Source organism: Micromonospora echinofusca, assembly GCF_017614955.1.
GTDB lineage: Bacteria > Actinomycetota > Actinomycetes > Mycobacteriales > Micromonosporaceae > Micromonospora > Micromonospora echinofusca_A.
The window spans coordinates 1-441 of record NZ_WVUH01000741.1 but is presented as its reverse complement, the minus strand read 5'-3'; the positions used below and the strand labels follow the sequence as shown (position 1 = coordinate 441).

Here is a 441-nt window from a genome sequence, read left to right as displayed (position 1 = left end):
ACTCTTGCACAGGGTGCGACATCCCGTAAGCGGTTTGGCAATACCCGATCCGGTGGTGCTTGTGGCATATGCCGATGGCCTTCCGGGTGCATGTCGGGCGGGAATCGGCGGAGGGCGCGATTCCGGGTAGGCTGCGGCGCTCGGGAGTCCCCTCAGTCCCGCACCGTTCATCAGGCATACGGCGGCAGGACATCGGCAAGAATGCCGATCGACGGAAATCCCGTTGCCAGCGAACCTCCCGCACCGGATGCTGACCTCATGTTCGATCCAGACATAGCGCCCAGCGGCACCCTGCTCGGCCTCCTGCAGCGAGGCCGCGGCGACGGGACCCTGCACGCCCTCGCCGCGCCGCGGGCCGAGGCGCTCGCGGCACTGCACCACTGTGTGCTGCGCGACCCCCGCCGTGACTGGCAGGTCGAGAACCGCTCGCTCTATTACGCC

General features: G+C 67.8%; 1 protein-coding gene. It reads left to right on the top strand.

Going from position 1 to position 441, the window contains the following annotated elements:
• Positions 1-258: 258 nt before the first annotated feature.
• On the top strand, positions 259-441 hold a 183-nt coding region (locus GSF22_RS34180), incomplete at its 3' end, for a hypothetical protein (protein ID WP_244454636.1).